Origin of the sequence: Leucobacter massiliensis (assembly GCF_002982315.1) — a bacterium.
Taxonomy (GTDB): Bacteria; Actinomycetota; Actinomycetes; order Actinomycetales; family Microbacteriaceae; genus Leucobacter; species Leucobacter massiliensis.
Genome location: NZ_MWZD01000017.1, coordinates 638,541 through 662,644, shown reverse-complemented (window position 1 = coordinate 662,644; position 24,104 = coordinate 638,541). Strand labels below are relative to the sequence as shown.

18 protein-coding genes and 1 pseudogene are annotated in these 24,104 nt (G+C 72.9%); 11 read left to right on the top strand and 8 right to left on the bottom strand.

The features are described from left to right. Positions 1–193: 193 nt before the first annotated feature. From B4915_RS14790 to lplAB, 7 genes and pseudogenes are all read left to right on the top strand, one after another. Positions 194–1,480 (top strand): sensor histidine kinase, encoded by a 1,287-nt coding sequence (locus tag B4915_RS14790; protein ID WP_105805604.1) that lies wholly within the window; start codon positions 194–196, stop codon positions 1,478–1,480. Next, positions 1,477–2,232, top strand: coding sequence for a LuxR C-terminal-related transcriptional regulator (locus tag B4915_RS14785; RefSeq protein ID WP_105805603.1), 756 nt, complete (start codon positions 1,477–1,479; stop codon positions 2,230–2,232). The genes B4915_RS14790 and B4915_RS14785 overlap by 4 nt, the downstream gene beginning before the upstream one ends. A gap of 45 nt (positions 2,233–2,277) precedes the next feature. Continuing rightward, a complete protein-coding gene (locus B4915_RS09875) occupies positions 2,278–2,958 on the top strand; it encodes a FadR/GntR family transcriptional regulator (protein WP_105805602.1) in 681 nt (226 codons plus the stop codon). 218 nt (positions 2,959–3,176) lie between these two features. After that, positions 3,177–4,523, top strand: a complete 1,347-nt coding sequence (locus tag B4915_RS09870; RefSeq protein WP_105805601.1) for an MFS transporter — start codon at positions 3,177–3,179, stop codon at positions 4,521–4,523. 70 nt (positions 4,524–4,593) lie between these two features. Next, positions 4,594–5,868 (top strand): alpha-hydroxy acid oxidase, encoded by a 1,275-nt coding sequence (locus B4915_RS09865; protein WP_105805600.1) that lies wholly within the window; start codon positions 4,594–4,596, stop codon positions 5,866–5,868. Positions 5,869–5,913: 45 nt separating this feature from the next. Next, a pseudogene (locus B4915_RS09860) lies at positions 5,914–6,863 on the top strand (alpha/beta fold hydrolase). 2 nt (positions 6,864–6,865) lie between these two features. Continuing rightward, a complete protein-coding gene (gene lplAB, locus B4915_RS09855; protein ID WP_105805598.1) occupies positions 6,866–7,915 on the top strand; it encodes a lipoate-protein ligase LplAB in 1,050 nt (349 codons plus the stop codon). A gap of 47 nt (positions 7,916–7,962) precedes the next feature. Here lplAB and B4915_RS09850 read toward each other — a convergent pair whose 3' ends face one another. Genes B4915_RS09850 through B4915_RS09840 form a run of 3 tightly spaced genes read right to left on the bottom strand, consistent with a single transcriptional unit; the run spans position 7,963 to position 14,086 of the window. Next, positions 7,963–8,925, bottom strand: a complete 963-nt coding sequence (locus tag B4915_RS09850; RefSeq protein ID WP_425436367.1) for a quinone oxidoreductase family protein — start codon at positions 8,923–8,925, stop codon at positions 7,963–7,965. A gap of 41 nt (positions 8,926–8,966) precedes the next feature. Next, positions 8,967–11,138, bottom strand: coding sequence for a YhgE/Pip domain-containing protein (locus B4915_RS09845; RefSeq protein WP_105805596.1), 2,172 nt, complete (start codon positions 11,136–11,138; stop codon positions 8,967–8,969). Next, positions 11,135–14,086, bottom strand: a complete 2,952-nt coding sequence (locus B4915_RS09840; RefSeq protein ID WP_105805595.1) for an MMPL family transporter — start codon at positions 14,084–14,086, stop codon at positions 11,135–11,137. The genes B4915_RS09845 and B4915_RS09840 overlap by 4 nt, the downstream gene beginning before the upstream one ends. Positions 14,087–14,198: 112 nt before the next feature. On the opposite strand from B4915_RS09840, the gene B4915_RS09835 reads away from it, so the two are divergent. Beyond that, positions 14,199–14,846, top strand: coding sequence for a TetR/AcrR family transcriptional regulator (locus tag B4915_RS09835; RefSeq protein ID WP_105805594.1), 648 nt, complete (start codon positions 14,199–14,201; stop codon positions 14,844–14,846). A gap of 119 nt (positions 14,847–14,965) precedes the next feature. Beyond that, the gene (gene dcd, locus B4915_RS09830) at positions 14,966–15,571 is read left to right on the top strand and encodes a dCTP deaminase (RefSeq protein ID WP_105805593.1); all 606 of its coding nucleotides are present in this window, start codon (positions 14,966–14,968) and stop codon (positions 15,569–15,571) included. An 83-nt stretch (positions 15,572–15,654) separates the two neighbouring features. On the opposite strand, the gene B4915_RS09825 is transcribed toward dcd, so the two are convergent. The 5 genes from B4915_RS09825 to rpmB all read right to left on the bottom strand — a co-directional run bounded on the left by B4915_RS09825 (position 15,655) and on the right by rpmB (position 19,099). Beyond that, positions 15,655–17,664 carry a bifunctional copper resistance protein CopD/cytochrome c oxidase assembly protein gene (locus B4915_RS09825; protein ID WP_105805592.1) on the bottom strand — a complete coding sequence of 670 codons (2,010 nt, stop codon included), beginning with the start codon at positions 17,662–17,664 and terminating at the stop codon, positions 15,655–15,657. Positions 17,665–17,843: 179 nt separating this feature from the next. Continuing rightward, the gene (locus B4915_RS09820; RefSeq protein WP_105805591.1) at positions 17,844–18,122 is read right to left on the bottom strand and encodes an HU family DNA-binding protein; all 279 of its coding nucleotides are present in this window, start codon (positions 18,120–18,122) and stop codon (positions 17,844–17,846) included. A gap of 265 nt (positions 18,123–18,387) precedes the next feature. After that, entirely contained in the window at positions 18,388–18,693 is a 306-nt protein-coding gene (gene rpsN / locus B4915_RS09815; RefSeq protein WP_053383194.1) for a 30S ribosomal protein S14, read from the bottom strand. Positions 18,694–18,695: 2 nt separating this feature from the next. Continuing rightward, positions 18,696–18,863: a 50S ribosomal protein L33 gene (gene rpmG, locus B4915_RS09810; protein WP_017884003.1), complete on the bottom strand. Its 168-nt coding sequence runs from the start codon at positions 18,861–18,863 to the stop codon at positions 18,696–18,698. Beyond that, a complete protein-coding gene (gene rpmB / locus B4915_RS09805) occupies positions 18,863–19,099 on the bottom strand; it encodes a 50S ribosomal protein L28 (protein WP_105805590.1) in 237 nt (78 codons plus the stop codon). The genes rpmG and rpmB overlap by 1 nt, the downstream gene beginning before the upstream one ends. Before the next feature lie 266 nt (positions 19,100–19,365). Between rpmB and B4915_RS09800 the strand changes: the two genes are divergently transcribed. Both B4915_RS09800 and B4915_RS09795 read left to right on the top strand, forming a co-directional pair. Then, positions 19,366–20,157 carry an SGNH/GDSL hydrolase family protein gene (locus B4915_RS09800; protein WP_245907429.1) on the top strand — a complete coding sequence of 264 codons (792 nt, stop codon included), beginning with the start codon at positions 19,366–19,368 and terminating at the stop codon, positions 20,155–20,157. A 224-nt stretch (positions 20,158–20,381) separates the two neighbouring features. Beyond that, entirely contained in the window at positions 20,382–24,020 is a 3,639-nt protein-coding gene (locus B4915_RS09795; protein WP_105805589.1) for an efflux RND transporter permease subunit, read from the top strand. Positions 24,021–24,104: the final 84 nt, after the last annotated feature.

The following is a 24,104-nucleotide window of genomic DNA, read 5'->3' as shown; positions in this document are numbered from 1 at the left end:
GCCGGGATCCGGCGGCGGCCGCCTCCCCCGCGCGGCGGATTCGGCGCTCTGCCGGGAGGCGGAGTGGCGCCCGGCCGGGGCGCGGCTCCGGGGTCCGGGCGGCGGAGGGCGCGGGGACGCGCGGCGCCGGCCGGCCCGGGGCTCCCCCGCACGGCGGAGGCGGGCGGGGGATCCGGCGCCTACGCTGGACGGTATGACGATGCCCTCGGAATGGAGCCGTCCCCGTCCGGGCGCCTCGGGCCTGCGCGGCGACGCGGCACTGGCGGCCGGTCTCGCCCTGGCGGCAACGCTCACCGCGCTGCTCTATGCGCGGACCGGGATATACACGGAGCTGCCGGCGCCGTGGGTGTGGGGCCTGGGCCTCGGACTCTGCACGCTGCCGCTCGCACTGCGACGGCTCGCGCCCGTGCCGGTCGCCGTGGCCGTCGCCGTCGGCTTCTTCGTGTGCGGCCAGTACGGCGTCCCCGAGATCCTGATCGTGAACATCTGCCTCTTCATCGCGCTGTACACGGTGGGGGCGTGGGAGCCGCGGCGCGCGCTCTCGGTGTGGGCGCGGCTCCTCATCGGCCTCGCGATGATCGCCTGGCTCGTCGTCTCGCTGATCATCTCGTCGAGCGACGCGGACGCCTACCCGGGGATGTCGCGATCCGGGATCTTCTCGGCCTACGCCACCTTCGCGGTGCTGCAGATCATCACGAATCTGCTCTACTTCGGCGGGGCGTTCTTCTTCGGCGAGCGCTCCTGGCGCGGGGCGCGTGCGCAGACGCTGCTGGAGGCGCAGGGCCGCGAACTCGAGCTCGAGCGCCACACCAGCGCCGCGCAGGCGGTCGCGCTCGACCGGCTCGGCATCGCCCGCGAGCTCCACGACGTGGTCGCCCATCACGTTTCGGTGATGGGGATCCAGGCGGCCGCCGCGCGGCGCAGCCTCACGACCGACCCGGATCGTGCCGCGGCTGCGCTCGGCATCGTCGAGCAGAGCGCTCACGCCGCCGTGGAGGAGCTGCGGCGCCTCGTGGTCACCCTCCGCACCCCGGAGGCCGAGGAGGGGGTGAGCACGGTGGGGATCGCGCAGCTGCCGCTGCTCGTCGAGGAGTCGCAGCGCGCCGGGGTGCCCACCACGCTGATCGTCGCCGGCGAGGCCCGGCCGCTGCCGCTGCTCGTCGACGTGGCCCTCTACCGGGTGGCGCAGGAGGCGCTGACGAATGTGCGCAAGCACGCCGGGCGCGGCGCGCACGCCGAGCTGCGGCTGCGCTTCGCACCGGACGCGGTCGAGGTCGAAGTGAGCGACGACGGCGTGCGGCAACGGCTCGGCGGGACGAGCGCCGCGGGCGCGGGGCTCGGCCTGCGCGGCATGCGCGAGCGCGTCGGCACGGTCGGCGGCGAAGTGCAGGCGGGCCGGCGCGAGCGCGGCGGCTTCCTGGTGCGGGCGCGGGTGCCGCTGCGCGAGCACGCGCGCACCGAGGTGGGGGTGGCCGCGTGATCCGGGTGGCGCTGGTCGACGATCAGGCCCTGGTGCGCTCCGGCTTCCGGATCATCCTCGAGTCGGAGCCGGACATCGTCGTCGTGGGCGAGGCGGCCAGCGGGGCCGAGGCCGTCGAGCTCGCGGCGCGCGAGCATCCCGGCGTGATCTGCATGGACGTGGAGATGCCCGGCGGTTTCGACGGTATCGAGGCGTCGCGGCGCATCCTCGCCTCGGTGGCCGATGCCGGTGCCGATGCCGATGCCGGTGCCGGTGCCGCGGGGTCCGCGGACGGCGCTGCGCCCGCGATCCTGATCCTCACCACCTTCGGCCACGAGAGCTACCTCTTCGAGGCGCTGGCGGCGGGCGTCAGCGGCTTCCTGCTCAAGACCTCGCGCGCCGAGCAGCTCATCGACGCGGTGCGCTCGCTCGCTGCGGGTGACGCACTGCTCGGTCCGGATGTCACCCGGGCCGTGATCGCGCGGGTCGCCGCCGACCGGGTCACGCCGCCGGGGGCCGCGGATCCCGGGCGGCCGGGCGGATCCGGGCCGGGGAGGGCGCGCGAGGAGGCGTTCGAGCGGGCCGGCCTCACCGAGCGCGAGCGCGGGGTGCTGGCCCTGCTCGCCGAGGGACGCTCGAACGCGGAGATCGCCGCAGCGCTCTTCCTGGGCGAGGCGACGGTGAAGACGCACGTCTCGAATGTGCTGCAGAAGCTCGGCGTGCGCGATCGCATCCAGGCCGTGGTCTGGGCCCACACCCGCGGCGCGGCGTAGGGCGCTGCGCCGGCACGGAGGCGCGCTGCTGGGATAATCGTGACGATGAAGGCACATGAGGTCGTGATGGCGTGGGTGACCGAGCAGCTGCGCAGCGGGCGGCTGCACATCGGCGACCACCTCCCCGGTGAACGGGCGCTCGCCGAGACCCTGCAGGTCTCGCGCAGCTCGCTCCGGGAGGCGCTGCGCGTGCTCGAGGCACTGGGTACGATCCGCACCGCGACGGGCTCCGGTCCGCGCTCGGGCACCGTGATCACCGCAGCGCCGGAGCAGGCGCTCGCGCTCGCGCTCAATCTGCAGCTGGCCACGAGCCAGCTCGAGCATCACCACGTCTTCGAGATGCGGCTGCTGCTGGAGCGCTGGGCGGCCGAGCACTCCGATCCGGACCATCCCGAGCTCGCGCAGGCGGGCCGCCTGCTCGACCGCATGGAGGAGCCGGCGCTCCCCGTGGAGGAGTTCCTGCCGCTGGACGCGGAGTTCCACGTCCTGCTCGCGCGCGCGGCGGGGAACCCGCTCATCAGCACGCTCATGGATGCGATGCGCACCGCGATCGCCGACCACACCCTCGACCGGGCGCGCGCGCTGCCGGACTGGGAAGCCACCTCGCGACGGCTGCGCGCGGAGCACCGCGGGATCCTCGCCGCCCTGCAGGCGGGCGATCGCGAGGCGGCGGTCGAGCGGATGCTCGCGCACATCCGCGGCTACTACCTCGAGACCGCGCGCTGAGCTCCCGGGCGCGCTGGGTCTCGCGCATGTCGACCGCCCGGGGCCACGGCCGATCCGGGCCGCGTGTGCCGCGTGCGGCGGCGATTGACGGATGCCCTGGGCCGGGTTACGCTACATGTGGTCATACCACATGGTCCGGCCACATGGGTTTCGGCTGCGTGACGGCCCCGTCACGAGCTCACCACCGCCTCAGCACGTCGTCTCAAGGGAGAGCACACATGTCAGCAGACACCGACCGGCCCGCCGAAGGGCTCAACTACCGCGTCCTCCTCGGCAGCCTGAGCGGCAGCGTCATCGAGTGGTTCGACTTCCTCGTGTATGGCACGGTCGCCGCGCTCGTCTTCAACAAGCTGTACTTCCCCAGCGACAACGAGTTCGTGTCGACCATGCTCGCCTTCGTCTCCTTCTCGCTGACCTTCTTCTTCCGGCCGCTCGGCGGGATCCTCTTCTCCCACATCGGCGACCGCATCGGCCGCAAGAAGACCCTCTTCGTCACGCTCACCCTCATGGGCGGCGGCACGGTCGCGATCGGCCTCCTCCCCGACTACGCCGCAATCGGCATCGCGGCGCCGATCCTCCTCATCTGCTTCCGCATCCTGCAGGGCCTCGGGATCGGCGGCGAGTGGGGCGGGGCCCTGCTGCTCGCCTACGAGTACGCCCCGAAGCATCGCCGGGGACTCTACGGCGCGGTCCCGCAGATGGGCATCAGCCTCGGCATGCTGCTCGCCGCGGGGGTCGTGGCCCTGCTGACCCGGCTCCCCGACGGGCAGTTCCTCACCTGGGGCTGGCGCGTGCCGTTCATCGCCAGCATCGTGCTCGTCTTCGTCGGCCTCTGGATCCGCAACGGCCTCGACGAGACCCCCGAGTTCCGTCGCGTGCGCGAGACCGGCGCCCGGCTCAAGCTCCCCATCAAGGAGGTCGTGACGAAGCACTGGGGGGCCGTGCTCGTGTCCATCGGCGCCAAGGCCGCCGAGACCGGCCCCTTCTACATCTTCGGCACCTACGTGGTGGCCTACGCCACCGACATCCTCGGCGCACGCGACAACACCGTGCTGCTCGCGGTGGCCGCGGCCGCGCTCGTGGCCACCATCTGGATGCCGGTCTTCGGCAGCATCTCGGACCGGGTGTCGCGCGCTCTGCTCTACCGCTGGTCCGCGGCCGCCACGATCGCCCTCGTGATCCCCTACTACCTGATCCTCAACACCGGCGAGACCTGGGCGCTGTTCGTCGCCACCATCCTCGGCTTCGGCTTCCTGTGGGGCAGCGTGAACGCGATCCTCGGCACCCTCATCGCCGAGAACTTCGCACCCGAGGTGCGCTACACCGGCGCCTCGCTCGGCTACCAGCTGGGGGCCGCGGTCTTCGGCGGCACCGCGCCGCTGATCGGCGCGTGGCTGCTCGAGATCAGCGGCGGCCAGTGGTGGCCGATCGCCGTCTACGTCGCCGTCTGCGCCGGCATCTCGATCATCGCCTCCTGCTTCATCCGGCGCGTCGCTCACGTCGAGGACGGCGGCGAGCGCGACGCCCCCGAGGTGCCGAGCGAAGCCGCCGCCGCGGCCGCATGAGCTCGCGCGCCCGCCGCGCAGACGAGGGGACGCCCTCCTCGCCCACACCCCGCAGAGACAGGAGCACCGCATGAAGCGGCAGTTGCCCAAGCCGTCCGAGCTGTTCGAGCTGATGCAGTTCAAGAAGCCCGATCTCAACGGCAAGCGCCGGCGTCTCGACGGCGCGCTCACCATCCAGGACCTGGCGCGCATCGCGAAGCGCCGCACGCCGAAGGCCGCCTTCGACTACACCGATGGCGCCGCCGAGGGCGAGCTGTCGCTGCACCGCGCGCGCCAGGCCTTCGAGGACGTCGAGTTCCACCCGGACATCCTCAAGCCGGCCGAGCACGTCGACACCGGGACGGAGATCCTCGGCGGCCGATCCGCGATGCCGTTCGGCATCGCGCCCACCGGCTTCACCCGGCTGATGCAGACCGAGGGCGAGATCGCGGGGGCGGGCGCGGCCGGGGCGGCCGGGATCCCGTTCACCCTCTCCACCCTCGGCACCACCTCCATCGAGGACGTCAAGGCCGCGAACCCGGCGGGGCGCAACTGGTTCCAGCTCTACGTGATGCGGGAGCGGGAGATCTCCTACGGCCTGGTGGAGCGGGCCGCCGCCGCGGGATTCGACACGCTCATGTTCACCGTCGACACCCCGATCGCTGGCGCCCGCCTGCGGGACAAGCGCAACGGCTTCTCGATCCCGCCGCAGCTGTCGCTGGGCACCGTGCTCAACGCAATCCCGCGGCCCTGGTGGTGGATCGACTTCCTCACCACCCCCAAGCTGGAGTTCGCCTCCCTCTCGACCACCGGGGGCACGGTCGGCGACCTCCTCAATGCCGCCATGGATCCCACGATCTCCACCGAAGACCTGGCGGTGATCCGCGAGATGTGGCCGGGCAAGCTCGTCGTCAAGGGCGTGCAGAACGTGCCCGACGCGGCCCGTCTCGTGGATCTGGGTGTCGACGGCATCGTGCTCTCCAACCACGGCGGGCGCCAGCTCGACCGCGCTCCCGTGCCGTTCCACCTGCTGCCGCAGGTGGTCCGCGAGGTGGGGCGGGATGCGACCGTGATGATCGACACCGGGATCATGAACGGCGCCGACATCGTCGCCTCCGTCGCGCTCGGGGCGAAGTTCACCCTCGTCGGGCGCGCCTACCTGTACGGGCTCATGGCCGGAGGCCGGGCCGGCGTGGACCGCATGATCGCGATCCTGCGCAGCGAGATCGAGCGCACCATGACCCTGCTCGGCGTCGCCTCGCTCGCGGAGCTGGAGCCCCGTCACGTCACGCAGCTGCGCCGGCTCACGCCGGTCGCCGACGGCTCCGGCGCCGCGCGCGCGGCCCTGGCCGCCGGCGAGGCCTGACCGCGCGCACTGGCTCCCCGCGCCCAGGACCGCCAGAATGGGGAGATGAGCGACACCGAGGCCATCGAGTGCACCGAGTTCAGCTACGTCGACGCGCACGGCGTCGAGATCTTCTGCTACGCCTGGGAGGCGGCGGAGCCCGCGGGCGTCGTGCAGATCGCGCACGGGATCGGCGAGCACGCGAAGCGATACGACGCGTTCGCCCGCAGGCTCGCCGCCGCCGGGCTCACCGTCTACGCCGACGACCACCGCGGCCACGGCGAGACGGGCCGGGCGCAGCACGGCGGCGATCTGAGCCGGCTGGGACGGCTCGGCCCGGGCGGCCTCCAGGCGACGGAGGCGGCGATCCTGCAGCTCACCGCGATCGCACGCGAGCGCCACCCGGGACTCCCCGTCATCATGTTCGCCCACTCCTGGGGCTCGCTCATGGCGCAGCGCATTCTCAACGCGCACCCCCGCGCCTGGGATGCCCTGGTGCTCTCGGGTTCGGCGTTCCGCACCCCGCGGCACATGGAGAGCGGCGACCTCAACGCCCGCTGGGCGGGCGAGGCGGCCAACGGCTTCGAGTGGCTGAGCCGCGACCCGGCCGTCGCCGAGACCTTCCTCGCCGACCCGCTGTGCTTCTCCGCGAACATCCTCAAGCTCTTCGGGGTGGCCGACGGGCTGCGCCTCTTCGGCAAGCCCGGTCCCAGCCTGGCGCCGGAGGTGCCGATCCTCATCGTCTCGGGGGAGGACGACCCGCTGAACCGCGGCGACGGGCTGCGGCTGCTCGCCGAGGCGTACCGCAAGCGGGGCGTCCGCGACGTGACCGTGAAGCGCTACCCCGGCGCCCGGCACGAAGCGCTCAACGAGACCAATCGCGAGGAGGTCTTCGCGGACCTCACCACCTGGATGCTGGAACGCGTCGCCGGCTGAGGCGCCCGGCCGCCGCGGCGCCCGCAGGACCGCGCGGCCGCTCGCCCGGCAGCGGGCTGGGGCGTACCCTGAGTCCATGAGCATGCACGGCGAGTACAAGGTTCCTGGCGGCAAGCTGGTCGTCGTCGACTTCGAGGTGGCCGACGGGGCGATCCGCGACTTCCGGCTCTCCGGGGACTTCTTCCTCGAACCCGACGACGCGCTCGGCTGCATCGACGACGCCGTGAACGGCCTCGACCCGAATGGCACCATCGACGAGATCGGCGGGGCGATCCGCAAGGCGCTGCCCAGCGAGGTGCACCTGCTCGGCTTCACGCCCGAGTCGGTCGGCGTGGCGATCCGCCGCGCCGTCACCGGCGCCGCGCACTGGCGGGACTACGACTGGCAGATCCTGCACGAGCCCCCGGTCTCGCCCGTGCTCAACGCCGCACTGGACGAGGTGCTCACCGCCGCGGTCGGCGAGGGGCTGCGCGGGCCGACGCTGCGCATCTGGGAGTGGAACGCGCCCGCCGTCTTCATCGGCAGCTTCCAGTCCGTGAAGAACGAGGTCGACGAGGCGCAGGCCGAAGCCCGCGGGGCGCAGATCGTGCGCCGCATCTCCGGCGGCGGCGCCATGTACATGGAGCCCGAGGCGTGCATCACCTACGCCCTGTACGTGCCAGGAGAGCTGGTGCGGGGAATGAGCTTCGCCGATTCCTACGCGTACCTCGACGAGTGGGTGCTCGAAGCGCTCCAGTCGCTCGGGATCGACGCCCACTACAAGCCGCTCAACGACATCACGAGCCCGCACGGCAAGATCGGCGGCGCCGCGCAGAAGCGCCTCGGCTCGGGCGCGGTGCTGCACCACGTGACGATGGCCTACGACATGGACGCGGAGGCGATGACGCAGGTGCTGCGGATCGGACGCGAGAAGCTCTCCGACAAGGGCACCGCGAGCGCGCAGAAGCGGGTCGACCCGCTGCGCAGCCAGACGGGCCTGGAGCGCGCGGAGATCATCGAGCGGATGGTCGAGGTGTTCAAGCGCCGGCACGGCGGTACGGAGGGAGAGGTCACCGAGGGCGAGTGGGACGCCGCCGAGCGCCTGGTCGCCCAGAAGTTCACGACGGAGGCCTGGCTGCGGCGGGTGCCGTAGCGAGGCGTCGCGCCGCCCGCCCAGGGGCGACGGCGGCGCAGCGACGCTCAGGGCTCGAGCAGCACCTTGCCCGTGGTGGCGCGGGCTTCGAGGGCGCGGTGCGCCTCGGCGGCGTCGGCGAGCGGGAAGCGGGCGCCGATCCGGATGTCCAGCTCACCCGACGCGACGGCGGCGAAGATCTCCCCGAAGCGCCACGCGCGCTCCTCCGGGGTGCGGAGGAAATGCCCCAGGGAGGGCCGGGTGACCGAGAGGGATCCGCCGGCGTTGAGGCGCTGCAGATCGAAGGGCGGCACCGGACCGCTCGCCGCGCCGAAGAGCACGAGCTCGCCGCGGACGCGCAGCGCCGCCAGCGAGCCGTCGAAGGTGGTGCGGCCCACGCCGTCGTAGGCGACCGCGACACCCTCGCCGCCCGTCAGCTCCCGGACGCGATCGGCGAAGCCCTCGTAGCCGAGCACCTCCGCGGCCCCCGCCGCCCGGCTCAGCTCGCGCTTCTCCGGCGTCGACGCCGTGCTGATCACCCGCACGCCGCGCGCGACGAGCAGCTGGGTGAGGAGCAGGCCGACCCCGCCCGCGCCGGCGTGCAGCAGCACCGTCTCCCCCGGCTGGGGGGCGGCGGCCGAGGTGGCGAGGTAGTGCGCGGTGAGCCCCTGGAGCGGGATCGCCGCGGCCACGGCGGGGTCGACGCCCTCGGGCACCCGTGCGGCGCGATCCGCCTCGACCACGAACCGCTCCGCATAGCACGCACGTGCCTGCGCACTGGCGACGAGCTCTCCGACGGCGAAGCCGGTGACGCCCTCGCCCACCGCGATCACCCGCCCGGCGCCCTCGGAGCCGGGGGTGAAGGGGAACGGCACCTCGTAGAGTCCCGAGCGCTGATACGTCTCGATGAAGTTGACACCTGCGGCGGCCGTCTCCACGAGCAGCTCGCCCGGCCCCGGTTCGGGGTCCGGCAGCCGCGCCTCCCGCAGCACCTCGGGTCCGCCGCTCCGCTCCGCCACAATCGCCCGCATCGTCATGCTTCGAGCCTACGCCCGCGCCGTCCGCCGCGCCGTCAGGCGCCGCGGCGGCGTGCGCGGGCGACGGCGAGCGCGGTGAGGACAAGGCCGGCGAGCCCCCACAGCGCCAGCGCGACCGCGGCCGGCCCCGCGCCGCCGGCGCCCGTCGCAATGGCCTGGAAGCCGCCGAGCGCCGCTCCGAGGGGGCTCGCGTCGCCGACGGCCGCAAGCGGCTCTGGCACTGTCGAGACGATCCCGGCCGCGAAGGCGATCACCAGCAGCACGAAGGCGATGAAGCGACCGAGGCCGCCCAGCAGCGCCGAGAGTCCCTGCACGAGCAGCGCGAAGGCGACGCCGGCCAGCAGCGCCAGGCCGAAGAAGGCGAAACCGGTGCCGAGTGAGTAGCCGAGGGCGATGGGCAGCACGGCTCCCGCGATCGCACCCTGCGCGGCGCCGAGCGCGAGCGCCGGCACCGCGCTGCGCAGCGCGATCCAGCCGACCCCGCGCGCGGCGTCGCGCGCGCGACGCCAGAGCGGCGCCAGCACGAGGAAGCTCGCGAGCGCCCCCGCCCACAGTGCGATGCCGGCGAAGAGCGGCACGCCGGAGGCGTTGAACAGCTCATCGCTCGCGCCGCGCGCCTCGACCGGGGCGACCGCGGTCTCCGCGACCTTCTCGCGCTCGGCCTCGCTGTAGTCGGGGATCCCGCTCACGGCCTCGCCCAGCCCCTTCGCAAGGCCAGCCGTTCCCTCCGCGGACTGCTCGGCGCCGTCCGCGAGCTGCGAAGCGCCCTCCGCGAGCTCCGGGGTGCCCGCGGCGAGCTCGGAGGTGCCGCTCGCGAGCTGCGAAGCACCCGTGGCCAGCCCCGAGGTGCCGTTCGCGAGCTGCGAGACCCCGCCCGCGAACTGCGAAGCACCCGCAGAGACCGCTGCGCCCTGTGCCGCGAACTCGTTCAGGCCCGTGCCGAAGGCCCCGAGCCCGGCGATGAGCTGGTCGAGCTGCGCGACCGGGTCGGTGCCCGGCTCGCTCGGTGCGCCCGGATCGGCGATCGCCGCCTGGAACTTCTCCTGCGCGGCGCCGAGCCCGGCCGCCCCGGCGCCGGCCTCCTGCACGCCGGCGGCCACGGTCTGCGCGAAGCCGCCGGTCTCGGCGCTCATCCTGTCGCAGAACTCCTGGGTGGCGCCGGACACGAGGCACTCGCCGTAGAGCTGTCCGAGCGTCCCCGGGTTCTGCGGCGTGCCGTCCCCGGTGAACTCCGGAATCGCGGCCCCCGCCGCGGCCAGCCCGCCCGAGAGCTGCTGCTGCGGTCCGGCGGAGTCCGCGGCGAGCTGCCCGAGCGCCGCGATCATCGTCTTGAGCTGGTTGACCGCAGCCGTCGCCCCCGTCGAGAGCGGCGCATAGGACTCCGCGAGCGTGGTCGCGCCGCCCGCGTAGGCGGACACGCCCTCCGAGAGGGCTCCCGCGCCGGTCGACAGCTCCGTCGCTCCGCCCACCAGCTGCGAGGCGCCGCTCGACAGCTCGCCCGCCCCGGCCGAGAGCTGCTGGGTTCCCTCGGAGAGCTGCTGCGTGCCGTCCGCGAGCTGGCTCGCGCCGTCCGCGAGCTGCGCGCCGCCGTCGGCGAGCTGGCTCGCCCCGTCCGCTGCCTCGCCGATGCCGCTGTGCAGCTGGCTCATGCCGACGAACACATTGCCGACGAACTGGGCTCCGAGCTGCTGGTTGAGCACATTGGTCGCGGTCTGGGTGACGATTCCCGAGAGAGCGGTGTCGACGAGCCTTCCCCGGTCGCTCTCGGCGATTTCGACGGTGGCCTTCCGCGCGCCGTCCGGCCCGTCGGAGAGCGAGGTCGCTGCCGCCGAGAAGTTCTCGGGGATCGTGACGACGGTGGTGTAGCGGCCGTCGTCGAGCCCCGCCTTCGCGTCCGCCTCGTCGGTCAGCACCCAGGTGAAGTTCGTGTCACCGGGGCCCGAGCCGTCCGCGTCGTCCCCGGAGTCCTTCGGTGAGCCGATGAGCTCGCCCGCGAGCACGCGTCCGAGCGGCACGGTCTGCCCGTCCACCTCGACCGGCTCGTCGTTGTTGACGACGGCGGCGGTGACGGTGTCGAGGCGCTCGCTCGGGTTCCAGAGCCCCCAGAGGAGCACGCCGGCGACGGTGAGCGGCACGAGCATGAGGCCGAGGATGGTGGTCCAGTGCACGGGCTTCGCGCCGGTGCGCGCGGTGAGCGGCAGGCTCATCGGAGGCCTCCTTCCTGGGCGGAGTCGGTGGTGAGGGTGCCTGCGGCGATGCCGGTGGCGGTGGCGGGGCCGCCGGTCGCGGCGCTCGCGAAGGGATTTCCGGCGGGACCGGGATCGGGGTCGGGCAGCGGCGACCCGGCGTGCGCGGCGGCGGCATCGGCCGCCGTGATCCCGGCGAAACGGGCGCCCTCTGGCAGCAGCAGCTCGGCGAGCTCCCGCGAGCCGAGCGCGACGACGGTGAGCGCGGGCGCCGATCCGCGGTTCGCCTCGACCCCCGCAGCGGCCAGCGCCGAGCGCGCGCTGTCGATCGCCGCGAGGCCCAGTGGCCGCTCGGCGGCGGCGCGCAGATCGAGCAGCAGCAGGGCGGGCCGGTCCCGCAGCGCCTCGCGCAGGCCGTCCGTGTCGGCCCAGGCGGCGCGCGCGCGGAGGGAGGAGGCACGCTCGGGCAGGAGGAGCCCCAGCACCTTGACGGTGCCAGCGATCACCGGCCCCCGGCCGGTCAGCGCCTCGGCGAGCGGCAGTGAAGCGGGATCGCGCGGGTCGAGCAGCAGCGTCTCCCCCGGCGCGAGCCGCAGCCTCGGCACCGAGACCCGGTTCGGCAGCAGCAGCTTGTCGGCGGCGATCACCGCATCGGGCTGCTCGGCCGGCCACTCGGCGTGCGCGATCTCGCGCGCGAGGCCCTCGCCCTCCACGTCGAAGGAGGGCAGTGCGCGGGAGAGCCAGCGCGGCATCCACCAGGCCCGGTCTCCGAGCAGCGCGAGCACGGCCGGCACCAGCGTCATGCGCACGATGAAGGCGTCGACGAACACGCCGACTGCGAGGCCGAGCGCGATGACCTTGATGGAGGGGTCGCCCTCGGGCACGAAGGCCGCGAAGACGGCGAACATGATGAGCGCGGCCGCCGTGACCACCTTCGCGCTGCCGACGAAGCCGTGCCGGATCGCATCGTGCGCCGTCGCGCCGTGCACGTACTCCTCGCGGACGCGCGAGACGAGGAACACCTCGTAATCCATGGCGAGGCCGAACAGCACGCCCATGAGGATGATCGGCATGAAGCTGAGCACGGGCCCGGTGGAGTTCACGTGCAGGAGCTCGTCGAGCCAGCCCCACTGGAAGACGGCCACGACCGCGCCGAAGGCGGCGCCGACCGAGAGCAGGTAGCCGAGGGTCGCCTTGATGGGCACCCACACCGAGCGGAACACCATCGCGAGGAGGATCAGCGAGAGGCCGACGACGAGGATCCCGAAGGGCAGCAGCGCCTCGCCTAGCAGGTGCGACACGTCGATGCCGACGGCGGTGAAGCCGGTCACCGCGAGGCTGACGCCGTACTCCTGCTGCCATTCGTCGTGGTGCGCGCGCAGTTCGGCGACGAGCTTCTCGGTGCTCTCCGACTGCGGGCCGTCCTCGGGCACGACCTGGATGATGCCGGTGTCGGCTCCCTGGTTCGGGGTGGCGAGCGGCACCTCTGCGACGCCGGGGAGCTTGCGCACCTCATCGGCGAGGTCCTCCATGAGCCCGAGCGGGTCGGTGCTCGTGATGATGGAGCCGGTGAGGATGAGCGGCCCGTTGGCACCCTCGCCGAAATGCTCCCCGGTGAGCTCGTAGGTGATCCTGGCCGGATTCGACTTCTCGAGGGTCTCGGCCCCGGGCAGGGCGAGGCGGAGGTCGAGGGCGGGCACCGCCGCGGCGCCGAGGCCGACGAGCACCACGAGGATCGTGACGATCGGCTTCGCGGTGACGGCGCGCACCCAGCCTCCGAAGAAACGGTCGGCGCGGGAGGGGGCGTGGGCGGGCTGCCCGGCGGCGCCGGCCTGCCCGTCCGTCCCGGACTGCGACCCGGGATCGCCCGGCTGGGTTCCGGGATCGGCGCCGGCGGCGTCCTGACCCTCCGACGCGGCTGCGGCCGCGATCCGGCGCCGCTGCTTCCGCGGCAGGATCCGCAGCCCGGCCATCGCGAGCACCGCGGGGGTGAGGGTCACGCCGATGAGCACCGCGACCGCGACGCCGGCGGCCGCCGCGACGCCGAGTGCCGTGAGGAAGGGGATGCCCGCGACGGCGAGGCCGAGCAGCGCGATGATCACGGTCAGGCCGGCGAAGACGACGGCCGAGCCGCTCGTGGCGGTCGCGCGGGCGATCGACTCGGTCATCGGCACCCCGGCGCGCAGCTGCTCCTGGTGGCGGCTGACGATGAACAGCGTGTAGTCGATGCCGACGGCGAGGCCGAGCATCAGCGCGAGCATGGGCGTGGTCGAGGTCATGTCGGCGAAGGCGGTCGTGAGGAAGAGCCCCGCGATGGTGACGCCCACGCCGAGCACGGCGATGAGGAGGGGCATGCCGGCCGCGACGAGCGATCCGAGCGTGAAGAGCAGCACGATGAAGGCGACGACGACGCCCAGCGCCTCGGCGACGCTGAAGCCGGGCACCTGAACGCTGAAGGCGTCACCGCCGTGCGAGACCTCGCTGCCCTCGGGCAGTCCGGCCCGCAGCTGCTCGGCGATCTTCGCGATGCCGTCGAGGGTGGCCTGGGGCACATCGCTCTGCGCGGCGTCGATCTGGACGGTGATGAGCGCGGCGCGGCCGTCGTCGCTGAGGCCGTTCGGAGCCTGCTCCGCGAAGGGGAAGGAGACGGCGACGACCTCGTCGAGGTCTTCGAGTTCGTCGGCGGCGTCGGTGATCTCCTGGCGGGATGCGGCCCCGTCGATGCGCTCGCCCTCGGGCGCGACGGCGATGATCGTGGCGCTCGTGCCGCTGACCTCGGGGAAGTTGCGGCCGAGGGTGTCGATGCCCTCCTGCGACTCGGTCCCCGGGATGGTGATGGGCGCGTTGGCGCCCTGCGAGAACAGCGCTGCACCGACGCCGAGCAGCGCGAGGACGGCGATCCAGAGGATGAGCACGAGCTTGCGCGCACGGATCGCCCACCGGCCGAGGGCGTAGAGGAACGTGGACATGCGGGCCTTCCGGTCGCAGGGGCGGGCGGGATCGGCGCGCCCGTGCACCGATTTCGATACACGAGTGTATCCGCGCAGGCTTCAAGGTGGCTGAGCGTGCGAGGATAGGGTCATGCCCGACCCGAGCCCGCGCCGCCAGGAGACCCGCTCCCGGCTGCTCGACGCGGCGATCGAGGTCTTCGCCGAGGAGGGCCTGCAGGGTGCTTCCGTGGAGTCCATCTGCGCCCGCGCGGGCTTCTCGCGCGGCGCCTTCTACTCGAACTTCTCCAGCAAGGAGGAGCTGTTCCTCGCGCTGCTCCAGCGCGAGTTCGAGCAGCGTGCGACCCACCTGGAGCAGCGGGCCCGCGAGCTCGAACCGGTGCTGCGCGAGCAGCCGGGCTGCCTCTCACCGGCGGAAGCCGCCCGCTATGTGGGGGAGTTCTTCTCACCGGCCCACGACGAGACCACCTGGTTCATCCTGCAGACCGAGTTCGAGCTGCTGGCGATGCGCGACCCCGCTCTCGCCCCCGGCTACCACGAGTTCGCCGACAGCTTCTACGCGAGCATCTCGGATGTGGTGGAGCAGGTCGTCGCCGCCGCGGGCCGCCGCTTCCTGCTGCCCGTCGAGTACGCGATCCCGCTGCTGCAGAGCGTCTACGACCGGGCGCTGCGCGCCGCGGCGCTCGGGGCGCACGACGCACCGGGCCGCTTCGACGCCCTCGGCGACCGGATCGCCGAGCTCCTCTTCGCCATCACCGAGGAGTCCGAGCCGCCGAGCTAGGCACCCAGGCCGGGGAGGCGCCTGGCCGCATCGAGCCCGGGACCCCCGCGCGGGCCCCGGTCCGTTCCCGGCAGCGGGCCGGCAGACGGACCCGCCCCCGGCGAACTAGAATCGATCCCGTGCTGCTCTCAGATCACGACATCAACGCCGAGCTCGAGTCCGGGCGCATCGGGCTCGCTCCGACCGAGCGGGAGATGGTGCAGCCGTCGAGTGTCGACGTGCGGCTCGACCGCTACTTCCGGCTCTTCGACAACCACAAGTACGCGGTGATCGATCCGGCCGCGGAGCAGCCCGAGCTGACCCGGCTGATCGAGGTCGATCCCGCCGAGGGCTTCATCCTGCACCCCGGCGAGTTCGTGCTCGGCTCCACCTTCGAGAAGGTCTCGCTGCCCGACGACATCGCCGCCCGCCTCGAGGGCAAGAGCTCGCTCGGGCGCCTCGGGCTGCTCACCCACTCCACCGCGGGGTTCATCGATCCGGGCTTCGAGGGGCACGTCACGCTCGAGCTCTCGAACGTGGCGACCCTGCCGATCCGCCTGTGGCCCGGCATGAAGATCGGCCAGCTGTGCTTCTTCCGGCTGTCCTCACCGGCCGAGCGGCCCTACGGCGCCGGCGCCACCTTCTCGCGCTACCTCGGGCAGCGCGGACCCACCGCCTCGCGCTCGCACCTCAACTTCCACCGCGCCGACGTCACCGTCACCGCCGAGGGCGCCCCCGGCACCTGAGCGGCGGAGGTGGGAAGCACCGGCGGCCCGGCAGCCGACGGGTGCTCGCGGGCACCCCGGCCCCGCCGTCGCGCGCTGCGCAGTCAGACGCTGCGGGAGTTCTGCCCGGCCGCCTTCCGGTCGCGCTGGGCCGTCTGCGCCAGCATCTCGTTGTAGGCGGCGAGCTCGGCGTCGCCCGAGCGATCCGCGGCACGGTCCTTGCGCTTCTGCTCCTTCGCGTCGCTGCGGGACCACTGCACCGCGACGATCAGGGCGAGCGCCAGCGTCGGCAGCTCGCCGATCCCCCACGCGATCCCTCCGCCGGTGCGCTGGTCCTCGAGCGGGGTGGCGCCCCAGCTGCGCCCCATGGCCCCGTACCAGTCGGCGAGCATGAGCGAGTCGCCCGTCATCAGGGTGACGCCGAAGAAGGCGTGGGAGGCCATCGTCGCGAAGAGCGTCACCAGGCGCAGCGGATACGGGAACCGGTACGGGACCGGGTCGATGCCGATCATCGACAGGCAGAACAGATACCCCGAGATGAGGAAGTGGATGATCATCCACTGGTGCCCCAGATGCTCCTGAGCCGCCCAGCGCGCGATCGGCGTGAAGTAGAACAGCCACAGCGAGCCCGAGAACACGACCGCGGCGACCGCCGGGTGCGTGATGATCTTCGAGTAGGGGGTCTGCACCGCCCACAGGATCCACTCGCGCCCGCCCCACGAGCCGTCAGAGCGCTTCTCGGTGGCGCGCAGCGCGAGGGTGATCGGCGCACCGAGCACCAGCACGAGCGGGATCAGCATCGTCAGCATCATGTGCGCCAGCATGTGCGTGCTGAAGAGGTACTGCTCGTAGGCGTTGAGCGCGCCATTCGTCGTGTAGAACAGCAGGAGCATGCCGAGGCTCCACGCGATCGTGCGGCCCACCGGCCAGCGATCCCCGCGGCGTGCGAGGCGCACGACGCCGGCGATGTACAGGGCGAGGCCGAAGACGCACACGAGCGTCCAGGCGAGGTCGAACTTCCAGCTCGTGAGATAGCTCACGGGCGTGAGCTCGGGCGGGAGCGGATCGCCGGTGAGCCACTCGGCGGGGCTGATGCGGTCGCCCTGGTCCCGAGCCGGCTCCAGCGCCACCGGCGTCGCCGTGCGCCCGAGCGCCCCCGCGATGCCGCTCGCGACCCCCATCACCGCGAGCTCGGCCAGCACGAACCAGGCGAAGGCGCGGTCCCCGCCGCGGGCCTCCGCGATGCGCGGGATCAGCCGCGTGCGCTGGAACGCGCCGAAAACCCCCAGCACCACGAGCGCGGCGGTCTTGAGCAGCACGAGCCGCCCATAGCCGGTGCCGAAGAGCGCGTCGAGCGTGCCCACGCGCAGCCAGGCGCTCACCACCCCCGAGGCGGCGACGCCGACGAAGGCGAGGAGCGCGAGCGTGGAGTAGCGCGAGGTCAGCACCGAGAGCCGGCGCCGGTCGACCGTGCGGGACAGGAACACGAGGGTGAGCAAGCCGCCGAGCCAGACCGCGGCACCGATCAGGTGCACGAGCAGCGAGTTCACCGCCTGCCCGTGCCCGGAGGCTCCGGCCGCATGCCCCTGCTGGGCGAGCGGCAGCGCCGAGGCGAGAGCCGCGAGGAGCACGAGCAGCGTGAGCCGGCGGTCCCGGATCGCGAAGGCCAGCACCGTGGTGACCGCCGCGAGCAGCAGCTCCCACAGCCACAGCTGACCAAGCTCGACCTCCGTGACGAACTGGGCGAGCGCGGCGCCGAAGGTGGCGTCGGGCGAGAAGGCCAGACCGGAGACGTCGACGAAGGTGAGCAGCAGGGTGACCGCGCTCGCCACGGTGAGCACGGCCGCGGATCCGGCGGCGACATCCATCGCGACACGGGCCTCGCGGCGCTCGCTCGCGAGCGCCCACACGGTCATCACGACCGATCCGATGAGGCCGGCCATCGCGAGGTTCACGAGCGTGCGGGCGAGCGGCATGCCGAAGCGGACGAGGGCGCCCGGATCTGCGAGGGCCCGCTCCGCCGCGGCTCCGCCGATGCCGAGACCCGCGAACAGCGCGGCGAACGCCGTCGCGATCAGGAGGGCGGGGGCGAGAACGCGCAGGGAACGTGGCACCCTCCCAGCCTACGCCGCTTCGCGTGGGAGGCCGCTTCGCGCGACGGCCCGGGGCGGGGGGCCGCGCACCCGGTCGGGGCCGCGCCGGAGGGGACCCCGCGCGGAGGACCCGGGCGAGGCCGGGAATGCGAAAGCCCCCGCGCGGCGCGATGCCGGGCGGGGGTCTCCGAGGACTCGTGTTACTTCACGGCAGCCTTGAGCTTCGAGCCGACCGACACCTTCACGCGCTTGCCGGCGGGGATGTCGATGGTCTCGCCGGTGCGCGGGTTGCGGCCGGTGCGAGCGGCGGTGGTCGCGGTCTCGAACGAGATCCAGCCGGGGATCGAGACCTTGTCGCCACCGGCGACGGTCTCGGAAACGGCGGCGAAGAGGCCGTCGATCACGCTCGAAACAGCGGCCTGGCTCTGGCCGGTCTCAGCGGCGATCTTCGCGACAAGCTCGGTCTTGTTGAGTGCCATGTTGTGTCCTTCCAGGGCGAAGAGGCGGTGCTCCCAGGCCCCTGATCGTGTTCAGAGATCCCTCCCGAGTGGGAGAGTCCGATCGGTTGATCGCTACGAATCTACATCAACTCGCCGAAAATCCGCGGAATTCTGCGGAATGTTGTCTCGCGGCGTGTCACTGGCGCAGCCCTGCGGCGGCCGCGGAGACGCCGAACGGGCGCGGGCCCCGAGGGGTCCGCGCCCGTTCGGCGAGGCGTGGCTGCGGCGGAGTCGCCGCAGCGGCTCACCAGGACGACTTGGTGATGCCCGGCAGCTCGCCGCGGTGCGCCATGTCGCGGAAACGCACACGCGAGACGCCGTACTTCGACAGCACGCCGCGGGGGCGGCCGTCGATGACGTCGCGGCTGCGCACGCGCACCGGCGAGGCGTTGCGGGGCAGCTTCTGCAGGCCCACGCGCGCCGCCTCGCGGCTCTCATCGGTGCCGTTCGGGTCCACGAGGGCCTTCTTCAGCTCGAGGCGCTTCTCGGCGTAGCGGGCGACGATCGCCTGACGCTGCTTGTTCTTCGCAATCATGCTCTTCTTCGCCATGATTAGCGCTCCTCTCGGAACTCGACGTGCTTGCGGATGACCGGGTCGTACTTCTTGAGCACGAGGCGGTCGGGGGTGTTGCGGCGGTTCTTCTTCGTCACGTAGGTGAACCCGGTGCCCGCGGTCGAGCGCAGCTTGATGATCGGACGTACGTCCTTGTCCTTCGCCATTAGAACTTCACCCCACGCTTCTGCAGATCAGCGACGACGGCGTCGATGCCGCGGGCATCGATCACCTTGATGCCCTTGGCCGACAGGGTGAGGGTCACCTTGCGGCCGAGCGACGGCACGTAGTAGGTCTTCTTCTGGATGTTCGGATCGAACCGGCGCTTGGTGCGACGGTGCGAGTGCGAGATGTTGTGACCGAAGCCGGGAACGGCGCCGGTCACCTGGCACACTGCTGCCATGGTGTTTCCTCTCATACCGTGAGGCCGGACGGCCCCACCCAAGATTTCTTGTCTGCAGGAACCCCGTCACGACGGATCGAGTCGGTTTCGAACGAAGCGGCTCCCGCGGTCTGCGTGCTGGGACGGCACACAGCCAAAGGTCAAGCTTAGATCAGGATCCGCCTCCGCGCAAGCCGGGCGTGTCGCCGGCGTCCGAGGACCTCGGGCGAGGTGCCCCGCGGGCCGCCATGATGGGCACCGGGGGCGCGAACTCGTAGGGTGGGGGTGTGGCAGAGCAGGCAGCGCGCATCAGATACGTGGCGATCGGCGACAGCTTCACGGAGGGCGTCGGCGACGAACGCCCCGACGGCTCGGTGCGGGGCTGGGCGGATCTCGTGGCTCAGGGCCTCGCCGACGCCAGCGGGGAAGCGGTGCAGTACGCCAATCTCGCGATCCGGGGCCGGCTGCTGGCCCGCATCATCGGCGAGCAGCTGGATCCGGCCCTGGCGCTCGGCCCCACCCTCGTCAGCTTCAACGGCGGCGGCAACGACATGCTGCGACCCGGCACCGACATCGCCTGGATCATGCGCGAGAGCGAGCGCGCACTGCGCTGCATCCAGGAGGCCGGCGCTGAGCCGCTGCTGCTCGCCGGCGCCAACCCGACCGCGGGCCTGCCCGGAGGCGCCCGGGTGCGCGCCAAGGGCGACGCACTCGTGCGGGCCGCAGAGGGCGTCGTGCAGAGGCTCGGCATCCGCTTCACCGACAACTGGCGCGACGCCGAGCTCGCCCGCCCCCAGTACTGGTCGCCCGACCGCCTGCACCTCGCCCCCGTCGGCCACCACCGGGTGGCGGCGAACGTGCTCCGCACCCTCGGACAGCCGGTGCCGTCGGACTGGACGACCGAGGCGGACGCGATCCCGCGGCCCACGCGCCGCCAGCAGCTCGCCTACACGCGGGAGCATGTGGTGCCGTGGGTGAAGCGGCGCCTCACCGGCCGCTCCAGCGGGGACGGCCGCTCAGCCAAGTACGCGGAGTGGACCACGGTCCTGCCGCGGTCGGGCGGCACGGCCGGCGCCTGAGCCGCGGTCCCAGGGGTTTCCCGGGTCATCCCTCGGGATGACCCGAAATGGTACCCGGGGCCGATGCGACCAGGCCCGAGCCGGGCCACACTCGGAGAGAGGCCGCGTCGCAGACGATCGCGTCCTCGCCGGCGAGGGCGTCGCGGCGTGCCCCGGGGCCGGCGCGAGTCCCCGCCACCGTCCCCTCCGACCGCGGATCCGCCGCGGCCCGTTCGAAAGACCGCATGTCCTTTCTCACGCGCACCAGCCTCAGAAACCGCCTGATCGTCGGCCTCGCGACGCTCGCCGTCGCCGCCTTCGGCCTCGTCTCGATGGGAGCCCTCAAACAGGAGCTCATGCCGTCGATGCAGGTGCCGATGGCCTTCGTCTCCGCCCAGACGCCGGGCCTCGCCCCCGAGGAGATGGCCGACACGGTGACGGAACCGCTGGAGCAGGCGCTGACCGGGGTGCCCGGCGTCACGCGAGTGACCTCCACCACCACGAACGGCTCCGCCGACGTGACCGTCGAGTGGCCCTTCGAGAAGGGTGAGGAGGAGACGCTGCGGACGATCCGCGCCGCCGCCGATGGCGTGCGGGCCGCGCTCCCCGCAGGGACGGAACTGAACGTCTTCTCGGGCGGCACCGACGGCATGCCGGCGATGATCGTGAGCGCGGGATCCTCGGGCGACGCCTCGCCGGAGGAGTTCGGCACCGCGCTCGCGCAGACGGTGGTGCCGGCCCTGCAGGGGCTCGACGGCGTCCAGCGCGTCGAGCTGGCGGGCCGTGAGGAGGAGCGCGTCGCGATCGACCTCCGCCCCGCGGACGTCGAACGGCTGCGGGTCGATCCCGCGCAGATCGCGGCCGTCATCGAGTCGCACGGCGGCGCCGTGCCCGCCGGTGAGGCGGAGAGCGCCGAAGGCCGCATCTCGGTCACGGTCGGCGGAGCGCTCACCTCGACGGACGCGATCGCCGCGCTGCCCATCGACACCGGTGACGGCGTGGTCCGCATCTCCGACTTCGCCGACGTGCGCCTCGACACGGTGCCGGCGAGCTCGATCTCGCGCGTCAACGGCAAGGCCGCGATGACCCTGCAGATCATCCCGGCGCAGGGCGCGAACGTCGTCGACATCTCGCACGCCGTCACGGCGGAGCTCGACCGCCTGGCCCCCGGTCTCCACGCCGAGTTCGTGACGCTCTTCGACCAGGCCCCGTACATCGAGCAGTCGATCCACGACCTCTCCGTCGAGGGCGGCCTCGGGCTGTTCTTCGCCGTCCTCGTGATCCTCGCCTTCCTCGGATCGTGGCGCTCCACGATCATCGCCGCGATCTCGATCCCGCTCTCCCTGCTCATCACCCTCATCGGCCTGTGGTGGAGCGAGAACACGCTCAACATCCTCACGCTCGGCGCGCTCACGATCGCGATCGGCCGCGTCGTCGACGACTCGATCGTGGTGATCGAGAACATCAGCCGGCGGCGCGGTGACGGGCCGCTGACGATCGACGGGGTCGTCGCCTCCGTGCGCCAGGTCGCCGGGGCGATCACCGCCTCCACGCTCACGACCGTCGCCGTCTTCCTGCCCATCGCCTTCGTCTCGGGCATCGCGGGACAGCTCTTCCGCCCCTTCGCGGTCACCGTCTCGATCGCGCTGCTCGCCTCGCTGCTCGTGGCACTCACCATCGTGCCCGTGCTCGCCTTCTGGTTCATGCGCGGCGGGCGGGGGGCTCGTGCCGCGGCGGCGCCGATGGCTGCGACGCCCGAGCCGGCGACGGAGCCGGGGCACTCGGACCTCGACGAGCTGCGCACCGCGCCCGACCGGCTGCAGCGGGCGCTCATGCCGGCGCTGCGCGCCACGCGACGCCACCCGGTCATCACGCTGCTCGCCTCGGGGGCGATCCTCATCGGCACCCTCGCGATGAGCAGCATGATCCCGACCGACTTCCTCGGCTCCTCCGGCGCGGAAAGCCTGCAGCTGACGCAGGTGCCGCCGCGCACCCCTGCCGCGGAGCAGGGCGACGGGGACGAGGCCACCGCCGCAGCCGATCCGGTCACGGCCGCCGAGCCCGTGGAGCGCGCGCTCGGCGAGGTCTCCGGCGTGCGGGACGTGATCACCACGATCTCGCTCGGGACCGCAGGCGGCGACACCGAGATCTCCTACGAGGTGCTGCTCGACGAGGGCGCCGACGTCGCGGCGACGAGCGCCGCCGTGGAGCGCGCACTCGACGGCCTCGACGAGGCGGGGGAGGTGCGGCTGCGCACGCAGGACGCGTTCTCCGCAGGCGGGTCCGGCATCGCACTGCAGATCCGCGGCAACGACCCGGCTGCGCTGCGCGAGGCGAGCGATCTGCTCGAGGAGCGGCTGCGCAGCGCCGAGGGCGTGCAGTCGGTGGAGAGCGACATCACGGGCGAGCAGCCCGTCGTCCGCGTGCACCTCGACGACGCCAAGGCCGCCCGTCAGGGCTTCGATCCGACCACCGTCGCCCGCGCCGTGCAGGCGGCACTGGAGGGCCAGACGGTGGGCAAGCTCATGCTGGAGGGCCGTGAGCGCGACATTGTCGTGCGCACCCCCGGCGCGGCGCGCACCGCCGAGCAGCTGGGCGAGCTCGTGCTGCCCGTCACCCCGCAGCAGACCGCTGCCGCGCAAAAGAGCGCAAGCGATGCCCTCACCGAGAAGGCCAAGGCCGAGGCCGAGCAGGAGCGGCTGAAGTCGAACGCCGAGCTCACGCAGCAGATCGACGAGGCCGCCGCGCAGCGCTCCGAGCTCACCGCCCAGCTGGGCGCGCTGACGCAGCAGCTCGCCGAGCTGGAAGCCGCCCCCGTCGTCCCCGAGGAGCCGCGCACGCCCGAGGAGGAGGCCGCCGTGCGCGCCGCCACCGAGCGCGCAGAGCAGATCGCCGCACTCCAGGGGGCGATCGCCGGCGCACAGGCGGGGATCGAGGGCGCCGACGAGCAGATCGCCGCACTCCGGAAGGCGCAGAGCGACGCGGCCAACGCGCTCGCCGAGCAGCAGGCGGCGGAGGCCGAGCAGCAGGAGGCGGCCGAGGTGCGCGGCACCCCGATCAAGCTCGCGGACATCGCCACCGTCGAAGAGGAGCTGACCGCCCCGACCATCACCCGCGCCGACGGGGAGCGCCAGGTGGCACTCACGGTCACGCCGCGCAGCGGCCAGCTCGCGGCGGCGAGCGCCGCCATCGACGACGCCATCGCGACCGTCGAGCTGCCGGCGGGCGTGAGCTTCGAGCTGGGCGGGGTGAGCGCCGAGCAGGACGAGGCCTTCGCGCAGCTCGGCGCGGCGATGCTCGCCGCGATCGTGCTCGTGCTGCTCGTGATGGTGGCGACCTTCCGCAGCTTCCGCGGCCCGTTCGTGCTGCTCGTGTCGATCCCGTTCGCAGCGACGGGGGCGATCCTGGGCCTGCTCATCACGGGCACACCGCTCGGCCTGCCCGCACTCATCGGCCTGCTCATGCTCATCGGCATCGTGGTGACGAACGCGATCGTGCTCATGGACCTCATCAACCGGCTGCGCGACAGCGGCGCCGGCCTCGACGAGGCCGTCGAGCACGGCACCCGCCTGCGGCTGCGCCCGATCCTCATGACCGCTGCGGCGACGATCTTCGCGCTGATCCCGATGTCGCTGGGACTGACCGGCGGCGGCGTGTTCATCTCGAAGCCGCTCGCGATCGTGGTGATCGGCGGGCTCGTGTCCTCGACGCTGCTCACGCTGATCCTCGTGCCGATCCTCTACACCCTCGTGGAGCGCCGCCGAGAGAAGAAGCTCGCCAAGCGCGAGGCGCGACGGACCCGCCGCGCAGAGCGTCGCGCCGCCCGCATCGCCGACCGCGATGAGGCCCGGGCCGCCCAGCGCATGCTCGCCGCAGGCGAGTAGCCCCGGGGCACCGCATCGGCGGGCCCCGGCCCCCCCCCCCGGCGGGGGGGGCGCCCCGCCCGGCGGGGGGGGGGGGGGGGGGGG